General features: G+C 51.6%; 9 protein-coding genes and 1 rRNA gene. 6 read left to right on the plus strand and 4 right to left on the minus strand.

Annotation, left to right across the window (positions count from 1 at the left end; all coding sequences use genetic code 11):
- Positions 1-426: 426 nt before the first annotated feature.
- From V3C63_RS11545 to V3C63_RS11555, 3 genes are all read right to left on the minus strand, one after another.
- Positions 427-1,971 carry a 4-hydroxyphenylacetate 3-hydroxylase N-terminal domain-containing protein gene (locus V3C63_RS11545; protein WP_329888092.1) on the minus strand — a complete coding sequence of 515 codons (1,545 nt, stop codon included), beginning with the start codon at positions 1,969-1,971 and terminating at the stop codon, positions 427-429.
- Positions 1,972-2,052: 81 nt separating this feature from the next.
- On the minus strand, positions 2,053-3,354 hold the full coding sequence (locus V3C63_RS11550) for an acetyl-CoA hydrolase/transferase family protein (protein ID WP_329888094.1): 1,302 nt from the start codon (positions 3,352-3,354) through the stop codon (positions 2,053-2,055).
- Between the two features lie 106 nt (positions 3,355-3,460).
- Positions 3,461-4,732 (minus strand): PAS domain-containing protein, encoded by a 1,272-nt coding sequence (locus V3C63_RS11555; RefSeq protein ID WP_329888096.1) that lies wholly within the window; start codon positions 4,730-4,732, stop codon positions 3,461-3,463.
- A 1,148-nt stretch (positions 4,733-5,880) separates the two neighbouring features.
- Here V3C63_RS11555 and V3C63_RS11565 point away from each other — a divergent pair.
- From V3C63_RS11565 to V3C63_RS11590, 6 genes are all read left to right on the plus strand, one after another.
- Positions 5,881-6,387: an ATP-binding cassette domain-containing protein gene (locus tag V3C63_RS11565; RefSeq protein WP_329888097.1), complete on the plus strand. Its 507-nt coding sequence runs from the start codon at positions 5,881-5,883 to the stop codon at positions 6,385-6,387.
- Positions 6,388-6,401: 14 nt separating this feature from the next.
- Positions 6,402-6,566, plus strand: coding sequence for an MptD family putative ECF transporter S component (locus V3C63_RS11570; protein ID WP_329888099.1), 165 nt, complete (start codon positions 6,402-6,404; stop codon positions 6,564-6,566).
- A gap of 88 nt (positions 6,567-6,654) precedes the next feature.
- Complete coding sequence (locus V3C63_RS11575; protein ID WP_329888100.1) at positions 6,655-6,960, plus strand: MptD family putative ECF transporter S component; 306 nt, start codon at positions 6,655-6,657, stop codon at positions 6,958-6,960.
- 225 nt (positions 6,961-7,185) lie between these two features.
- Positions 7,186-7,485, plus strand: coding sequence for a hypothetical protein (locus tag V3C63_RS11580; RefSeq protein ID WP_329888102.1), 300 nt, complete (start codon positions 7,186-7,188; stop codon positions 7,483-7,485).
- Between the two features lie 47 nt (positions 7,486-7,532).
- The gene (locus V3C63_RS11585) at positions 7,533-7,853 is read left to right on the plus strand and encodes a hypothetical protein (protein ID WP_329888104.1); all 321 of its coding nucleotides are present in this window, start codon (positions 7,533-7,535) and stop codon (positions 7,851-7,853) included.
- On the plus strand, positions 7,816-8,382 hold the full coding sequence (locus V3C63_RS11590) for an ATP-binding cassette domain-containing protein (protein WP_329888105.1): 567 nt from the start codon (positions 7,816-7,818) through the stop codon (positions 8,380-8,382). The genes V3C63_RS11585 and V3C63_RS11590 overlap by 38 nt, the downstream gene beginning before the upstream one ends.
- A 435-nt stretch (positions 8,383-8,817) precedes the next feature.
- Here the strand turns inward: V3C63_RS11590 and rrf are convergent.
- Positions 8,818-8,934, minus strand: a 5S ribosomal RNA gene (rrf, locus tag V3C63_RS11595).
- Between the last annotated feature and the right edge of the window lie 12 nt (positions 8,935-8,946).

Below are 8,946 nucleotides of genomic sequence, written 5' to 3' on the forward strand. Positions count from 1 at the left end.
CCTGAGTGTATGTTTGTAGCTGTCCAACCGCACTTATTACAACTCTTTTTAGTTCGTTACACGGAAGCTTCTGTTGTTGTCCCAACCTGCTTAAACGAGTTCATATAACAAGGGATTGGCTGACGGTTTTTATGTCGGATGCAATGACCCAGAAAAGAGCCTCGCCAGACCAACTACTTCCCTCATTATATGAAATAAGTGCAGCAAGTAGAGATTAATCTCTATCTGCTACACTTTTATGGTACTAAAAAAGCCCCTTGGTACTTGGACTATCTCACAACCGATAAATCCATGCTTCCAGGAGGTTCTCACTTTCTAATAGAAAAGGGGTACTTTCATTACTGTTGCGATAAAAAACAGATATTACCATCTGTCGTGCAGTGAAAATCCCCCAAAGGAATCCTTCGGGGGATAAAAGCATGTGGTTTATTCTGCTTTCGGCAAATCCAGAGTGGTACAGATGCGTCCCTCCCTTTTGCCGATGTCACTGATCAACTTGTCACACTCTTCCTGATCCTTTGTGATGCCAGTGGCTACCTTCACCATGTTCTGCAGATGCTTCCAGTCTGTATAAGCACGTGCCATAACAGTAGATGCTTCCTGATTTCCACCTCCGTGGAGTGCCATAGCAGTCCAGTTGGAGCCGCGAACCATATGCTCGATAAAGCGAGCGGCTCTCAAGCGGTCAAAGGCACCGTAATCCGGATTGCCCGGATTGAAAGCATCCTGACAGAGCTTGCCAACCTCGGGCGAGCGCATATCCAACTCTGACAGAGCAGTCTCACCGAAGCCTGCGATGATATCGCGAGCATATCGTACCGCTTCAAATGGCATCTTGGTACAGGTGTATTTGCAGGTATGCGACAAAAGCGGATTCGGGATCCAGAACCCGCTGGGGTGCTTGAAGCCTTCCAAACCGGATGCAAGAGACAACGCATATACCGTTTCGGCGGTCATTGCCATCTCTGTCAGCTTTGTCCGAATATGTCCGGCCTTCTGCACTCCGATCATCTCGGTCATAAGACTGGCTGCACCGGACAGCGCGGAAACACCTCCGGCTTTGCAGCCGCCGGCAGTCAGACGATGCACAGCCGTAAAATAACTCAGAAGTCTGCCAACGTATGCCGTCTCTCCACACATGAACACACGCTCATTCGGCACGAATACCTTGTCAAAATAAACCAGCGCCTGGTGATCCGCATAGAGCTTGCCCAGATCGATGCCTTCAATGTCGCCTCCCATCTCGAAGAAGCGTTTGTCCTGCGGAGTACGACCCAGGACAAAGGTGATTCCCGGGCTGTCAGCCGGAATCGCACATGCCAGCGCAAAATCCTTGTCCTCCGGCTTCATATTGGTCGTCGGAACAATCACAATCTCGTGGGCAAACAGAATACCCGTCTGGTTACACTTGTAACCGCTGACCACGATACCGTCCTCCCGAATCTCATCCACATGGACATAGCTATCCTTATTGGGCTGCTTGTGAGGCGGAAGCGTTCGTAGTCCCTTTACATCTGTCACCGTGACGGTGCAACTGTAGTCATTCTTCTGAACATAATCCAGAAAATTCATAAACCGCTTATAGTACTCTGTTCCAAGCTCCTGATCCATATCATAGGTACAAGGTCCCAGTCCGGCAAATGCCTCGGATCCGGTACAGCGGTGCGTGCAGCATCCGATCACCTCCGCCAGAGCACGAACGGCACGGGTTTTCTTATTGGCGTCCTCCGGAGATGTTAAAGGTGCGTTATAAAGACTGACTGTTTCCCCGTTTAACTGGGATGTCGTCGTAAGCAGCTCCGCCCAATCCGGATTATTATGGAGCTCATATACCTTGGAAATGGCATTGAAGCTCGCTGCCAGAGGTGGAAACGTAGTAAGATCTTCTACCTTTTCACCCAGGAACCATACATTCATGGGCTTACGTGCACGGATACTCGCCTGGAATTGTTCTTTTGTCATAATCGCCATGGTTCAACCTCCTTCTGTTCCTTACTTTTTCCACATCCCTCACCTGGGAAACACGGATTAATCAGCGCCTTCCCGTCGTCATCAGATGATAAGGTGCATTTTTCGGGCGGCATGGGTCAGTTCCTCGCGGAAGTTTGGATGTGCAATACTGATGAGCGCTTTGGCACGCTCTGAACACGTCGTTCCTTTCAGTCTCACCATTCCCTGTTCTGTGACAATATAGTCCACATCATTCCGCGTAGTGGTCACACAGGACCCTTCCGTGAGAATCGGTTTGATCTTTGAAATCGTCCCCTTCCTGGCCGCGGACTTGAACGCCAAGAAGGATTTCCCTCCCTTAGACGCCGCCGCGCCGCGGATAAAGTCAACCTGACCGCCGGCTCCGCTGAAGTTCTTCGGTCCAATGGTTTCTGAGCAGACCTGTCCGAACAAATCAATCTCCATGCAGGAATTGATGGAAACAACATTGTCGTTCTGCGCGATCACAAAGGGATCATTTACATAATCCACCGGAAGAAACTCCACGCCCGGATTGTCATCGATAAAGTCATAGGTGCTCCGCGCACCAAAACTGAAGGTGACAATCGTCTTTCCCCGGCGAATCTTTTTGCGATCATTGGTGATGACTCCCGCGTTGGTCAGATCCACAATGCTGTCACAAAACATCTCGCTGTGAACTCCCAGATCCCGTTTGTCCATAAGAGCTTGCGTCACTGCGTTCGGAATACCGCCAATCCCCAGCTGCAGCGTTGCTCCGTTACAGATTTCCTCTGCGATCATGCCGCCGATGATCTGATCATCCTTGCTGACGGGCGCAGGCGGAACCTCCGTGATGGGAACATCGTTTTCTGTCAGAGCATTCACCTCCGAAATATGAATATGGCTTCCAAATGTCCTTGGCATGGTCGGATTGACCTCCAGGAATAATCGCTTTGCCTTTTTTCGGATCTCGCTCACATCTGCCGCCGTGCCGCAGCTGAAATATCCATGCTTGTCCATCGGCGAAACCGTGCAGTAGAATACGTCCGGTCCATCCAGCACCTGCTTCCACAATACGGGCACCTGACCGTAATGGCCGGGAAGATAATCTGCCCGTCCTTCCCAGATTGCTTCCCTGTCGAATCCGCTTACAAAATGTGAAACATGCCTGATATGAGCTTCCATGCCTAGCGCCATGTACTTTTGATCCCGCATGGGCAAAAGGATGTAATGTCGAATGCCTGTCAATCCTTCCCGTTCCGCCCGCTCAGCCAATGCTTGCAGGATCGCGACAGGTTCTGCGATCTGTCCGTTGCTTAGACAGATGTCACCTGACTGAAAAAGCTCTGCCAATTCTGCCGGACTTCTCCGTTTTTCCTGATACATTTTCTTCCATCGCTCCATCTGTGTCTCCTCCTCTCCTTTTACTCATACTCATTTGGAAGCTTTTCTCGATTGTAACACATGCACCGTTCCTAACGGGCACCTCCCCCGTTCCTCAGTCGTTCTCCTATTCCTTTTCGTATTTTCTTTCCAGCATTCCCAACGTGTATTCTCCCCACGGATAATTCTCCAGATAGACTCCGTGGAATAAGTTTCTGTATTGCGGTTCTCCAGACAGATATTGAAACAAATCGCATTCAAATCTGTCCGGAATCACATGCCGTTCCCCGGTCTTGCTGTTTGACTCGACGATATCATCCGCACCATATGCCGCAAGCTCGGCAATCAGATTCATATACGCCTTTCGGCAGCGCGTCATTGTGCGGCTGCTTACAGGCTCATTCTCCCACAGACACCCAATGATATCCCCACGGCTGGCAAATCCGCCGCGTCTGTCAACCAGTACAGCCAGAAGTTCCTTGGCCTTTGCCGATCGGAACGGAATGGCATGTCCATTCACAAAAACGTCGAAATAACCAAAAGTTCGAATATAAATCCCCCGTTTCCAGTTTAAACGGGAAGGTACAAAGTCATTCTCCGATTTGTATTCAGCAAAAGCAAACACAAGCTTGTCACTGTTTGGAGCCCTATACCCCGTAATAAATAAACGCGAATAGCAATGATCTTTTCTGCGAATGTTGAACACCCCTGACTGTACTTGCCCATCCTCCTGCAGCTCCTTGAAAAACCTTACAAACCGCTCGGTATCCTCCGGATGGACATTGCTCAAAACGGACATCCCGCTCTTTTCAATAAAATCCGCCGAATTGTCGTACCCTAAGAGATGGGCGCCCCTTTCACTTACAGACACAATCGAATAATAGTCGTCACACCTGCAGCAGATCAGACTCACAGGAAGACTCTTGTTGAGACAGCTTCTCTGAATCGCATCTTCTATCCGGGTATTCATACACTCCACCTGTTCAAAGGAACCCTGCGGCACCAGCTCCAACTGCCGTATTTTCCATCTGCTATCGTCTGCAATACAAATAATAAAAATACGCAGCGTCGTTTTGTCCTTCGTAATACAGTCCTCATACAACACGGGTCCCGACACGATCTGTATCCTCTCACAGACCCCGGTTTCCTGCAGATCTCCAATGACTACCCTGGTATTTGGATGAATGCGATACATGTTCTCCTGCAGCTGCTTATGCCCATTCGTACTGTAGGAAATGCCTCCGGAAAACATGTCAAACCACACCACAATATCGACCAGATATCGCCGCGCCTTCTCCCAGTTCCTCTGATTGATATAAGCTTTCAAAAATGTACGCACAACATCGGTTGCCGCTACTTTGTTTTTCTTTGTAAATGTATCACAAGAATTTGTTTTCATAATCTCAAACCCTCCCCGTGTTACCTTAATTATCATTATACAGAAATCGCGTTCCTCCACAAGTCCTCTTGCGTTCCTTCCTCGTTATTCAGCACGCCCCATATCCTTCCTATAATTGCTTTTCATGAGAAAAAGCCTTGCAACAAAATCTGCTGCAGAGCCGGGATATTCCGATTCCATTATTTCGTTTCAGGTATTTATTTTGTTTAGCAACAGCTGCGCCTGCGATATACAAGCACGCCGACCAGAGCCGCGTCGGAAATCAGCATGATCACAAGGCCTAAGAGCATGTTGCTTTCACCGCCGGTGCGTGCGGCAGGCTTGGTGATCTTTGGAGGCAGATCTGTGGGCACCACAGTCTACTTGTCGAAACTGTCAAGAGTAACAGGGTATCCGGTATGGGCGTAGTCTCTGCCGTGTAAGAGATTACCGGTTTCTCGAAGTCCACATCCGCCGTTCTGCCATCCGTGACTACTGCATGCAAGCGGGCACTCTGGCTTGTCAAAAGTCCCGTATCGTTTCCTGCCGCCGTCTGCAGATTGGTAAGCACAACCTGAATAAAAATTCCGAATTGACTTAAGTTGACCGAATACTGGTATTTCATATCCTTTCCCTAAAATAAGCGCAAACGTTCAAACCTAATCGTTATAATTCGTCAACTTGCCATAGCAACTTATCAGCAGAAAGTTGATGCAAAAGCATTTCTCCCTTTTGATGTTTGCGTAGGTATGCGTGTGCCGATACAAATAGCAAAGAACACGATCTTATCGCCGTGCAAACGGCTCCACGAATGAAAGCAGATATTCGACTGCCCGTTTTTTTCATGCGGTGATGGCAAACAAAATGGTCGGTATCCCTGCTGTCGTTTCAAAATGTGAAAACAGTTCAAACTCTTCCGATTTCTATCTTCATTATTGCGCTTTGCAAAAATTCTTGTTTACCGATTGCCTTTTGGTGAATTATGCCATGAAATTGTGAACATTTCCACCTGTTGCCGCTGCGTATTTGCGGAATAATATAAGGTTAGCGATCCGTTTATTATTTTGATATCTGCGCCATGCACATGCCTTCACTGCGGGAATGCCCCATACCATCCAGGCACATGCTCATTCCGAAAATGCCTCTTTAACCGCCATTTTGCCGCCGAGGTGTGCGGGCTGCGCAAATGGTCGGTGCTCCGGGGGATTTCCCTCCGGTTTTACACCGGGGAAATCGCGACCGCCGTCGGCGTGAACGGCGCCGGCAAATCGACTCTGGCCAAACTTCTCACCGGTTCTCTTCGGCCCGACGGCGGCACGGTGCACACCGACGATCTGCCCTTTTACGTCATGCAAGGCGCCGATTACCAGCTTTTCGACACCAGCGTCGCCGGCGAGCTTGAGATCGGCCGGAGCCGGCTGTCTGCGGCGCAAAAAAGGCAAGCCTGCAGCCCCTGGGACTGTGGCCCTACCGCAACGCCCATCCTTTCAATACTGAGCGGCGGCGAAAAGCAGCGGCTGCAGATTGCCGCGGCCTCCCTCTCCGAGGCGACGCTCATCATCTTTGACGAACCCGCCAGCGAACTCGGTGTCCGGGCCATGAGCCGGGTGGCTGCCTTCGGCGATCTGAATCAAATTTTTAAAGAAATGGAGACATGCAATGAAACCTTAGACTGAAAATAAAAGACCTTGTGCTCATCGTCCTGCTCACGGCGATCGACCTGCTGATCTATATGGCCAGCATGGTGCCCATTTCCCTGCTGGGACCCTATGGCCACGCCATCAGCCCGGGCGTCTGCGCCTTGCTTTCAGGCGCGGTGCTGCTGTTTATGAACCGCAAAATCGGCAAAATGTAGGAATTCACCTGCTTCACCCTGCCGGTAATGGGGGCCTTCGCCCTGATAGGCGGGGCTACCTGCCCTGGCTGATCACCTAACCGCGGCTGTGGCGGCGGATCTTCTGGCGTCGCATTCCAATGAGACCTCGGTGCCCCGGCTGGCCATCGCCTCCGGTATCCTGCATGTGGGCCAAGCTCTGGGAGGCATCGTCCCGGCGACGTTTTTTGTGTCATCCTACCGCACCCACTGGATCGCGCGGGGGGTATCTCCGGCAGAGATGGATGGTTACATCCGCTTCAGCAAGGGGCTCATGGGTCTTAGCGCCACGGTTGTCGTCTTCGCTTTGGCCTTCGTCGGGATGTGTCTGGGGCAGCTGATTCTTCGGCGGCATCTGGCCAATATGCAGGGCTGAGCGCCCTACAGAAAAGAGTGGTAACGACCATGATTTATCAAAAGCTCAAAGCCTACGCCCCTGAGCGCCTCGTCTGCGCCTACGGCGGCGTTTTGCTGGCCCTGACTGCCGCGGTCCTCTCCGTCGGCAGTTATTATTCACTCTACGGCTTCTTGAAAAAAATCCTGGTGACAGGGGGATCTCGCCGATGCCTTAACCCTGGCCTGGCAGATCGTGGGCTGCCTGATGGTCAGCACCGTGGCGTATTTGTCGGCGGTGTGGTGCACCCACGTTTTGGGCTTTCGCCTGGAGACCAACCTCAAAAAGCAGGGGATCCGTCATTTGATACAAGCCTCCTTCGGCTTTTATGACCAGCATCCCTCAGGCCGGATCCGCAAAATCCTCGACGACAACACCGCCTTGACCCATATGAGCGTGGCCCATCTCATCCCGGATCTGTCGACGGCGGTGTTCGTGCCGGTGCTGGGGCGGCGCTCGTATTCACCGTCGACGTGCGCCTCGGGGGAATTTTCATCGCGACGATAGTCGCCGGACTGATCGCCATCCAGCGGCTCATAGGAGACCGGAATTTCATGACGCTTTACATACAGGCCCTGGAGACGATGAATGCCGGCGCGGTGGAATACGTTCGAGGGATTCAAGTGCTCAAGATCTTCAAGGCCGACATCCAGTCTCTGGGTGCTTTTTACCGGGCCATCCGGGACTACGCCGACATCGCTCTGCGCTACAGTACGAGTTGCCGCCGGAGCTACGTGTTCTTTCAGGTGGTTTTCAACGCTGTTTTCCTTGCCGCTTTGTTTTTGTTTTTCGCCGGGGCAGAGCCCGACTGGGTCTTTCTGGCCAAATTCATGTTTTATGTGCTGTTCAACGGGTGCTCTTCGTCGCCTTCATGAAAATCATGTACGTCGGAATGTACGTCTTTCAAGCCAACAATGCCATCGGCAAAATCAAGACGCTCTTCGACCAGAATGTGCTGGCCGGCCGGACACCGACCGCGAAGCCGTGATGCAGGCCCTCTCTCTGGCCCAATGCGACGAGATCCTCGCCAAATTCCCGGAAAGAGAGCGCACGCTGATCGGCGCCAAAGGGGTGCATCTCTCCGGGGGTAAGGTGCAGCGCATCGCCATCGCCCGGGCCATTTTAAAAAATGCACTCTTTCTCCTTCTGGACGAAATCAGCGAGAGCCTCGACGTGGGCAACGAAATGGCCATTCAGGAGGCACTCAACGCTCTCACCGTCGACAAAACCGTGATCATCGTTTCCCGCCGGCTGAAATCTATCGAACAGGTGAATCAAATCGTGGTGATGGATGCCGGCCGGGTGGATGCGGTGGGCACCCACGCTCACCTGCTGGCCGATTCCGCCCTTTACCGGCGGCTGATCAAAAAATCCCGGATGACCAACACCTTTCAATATCAATAAGTCCCGTTACGGGACCCGGCCGCCGCAGCGCGGCTTTTTTATTGCCTATTCCCCAATGATCTCAAACAAAAAAAAGGCCGCCTGGCCACATTCGTTTTTACGTTTGAATTACAATCTAAATTTTCTTCACGAGTTTTCAGTGCCGTTAGAAGCAACGCTCCCTTTGCGTATTTTGCTGGATACCTCTTTGCAAACATCCCCGTGCATTCGCTCCGGCGCTGCGCTTAGGCGCCGTTCCCGGCTGCGCCGGCCCTCTTTCTCAGGCAATAAAAAAAGCCACTGTGGGCTTTCCAAATTTTCATCGCAGCAACGAGGTCGTTTTTAGCAGATCGCGCCGCGCCTTCGGCCGCCGCTCTCTGAAATCCTCCTCGGCGGTTTTCCAGCAGTTTCCGGTGTCCCTTCGGTCCTTAGAAACTGGGTGCGACCGGCAAAAAGGTTTCGCGATGATCTATCCTCCCAGGCAGCTGCCCGCCAAGTACTTTCGACGCGAGAGAGCTTAACTGCTGTGTTCGGGATGGGAACAGGTGTGGCCTCTCTGCCATTATCACGAAACCATTGATCGGT

The organism is Pseudoramibacter faecis (assembly GCF_036289405.1).
Taxonomy (GTDB): domain Bacteria; phylum Bacillota; class Clostridia; order Eubacteriales; family Eubacteriaceae; genus Pseudoramibacter; species Pseudoramibacter faecis.

Excerpts from the sequence above, each read along its gene's own strand:
- V3C63_RS11545 (WP_329888092.1), bottom strand. The coding sequence starts at position 1,971 with ATGGCGATTATGACAAAAGAACAATTCCAGGCGAGTATCCGTGCACGT.
- V3C63_RS11550 (WP_329888094.1), bottom strand. The coding sequence starts at position 3,354 with ATGGAGCGATGGAAGAAAATGTATCAGGAAAAACGGAGAAGTCCGGCA.
- V3C63_RS11555 (WP_329888096.1), bottom strand. The coding sequence starts at position 4,732 with ATGAAAACAAATTCTTGTGATACATTTACAAAGAAAAACAAAGTAGCG.
- V3C63_RS11580 (WP_329888102.1), top strand. The coding sequence starts at position 7,186 with ATGGTCAGCACCGTGGCGTATTTGTCGGCGGTGTGGTGCACCCACGTT.
- V3C63_RS11585 (WP_329888104.1), top strand. The coding sequence starts at position 7,533 with ATGACGCTTTACATACAGGCCCTGGAGACGATGAATGCCGGCGCGGTG.
- V3C63_RS11590 (WP_329888105.1), top strand. The coding sequence starts at position 7,816 with ATGTGCTGTTCAACGGGTGCTCTTCGTCGCCTTCATGAAAATCATGTA.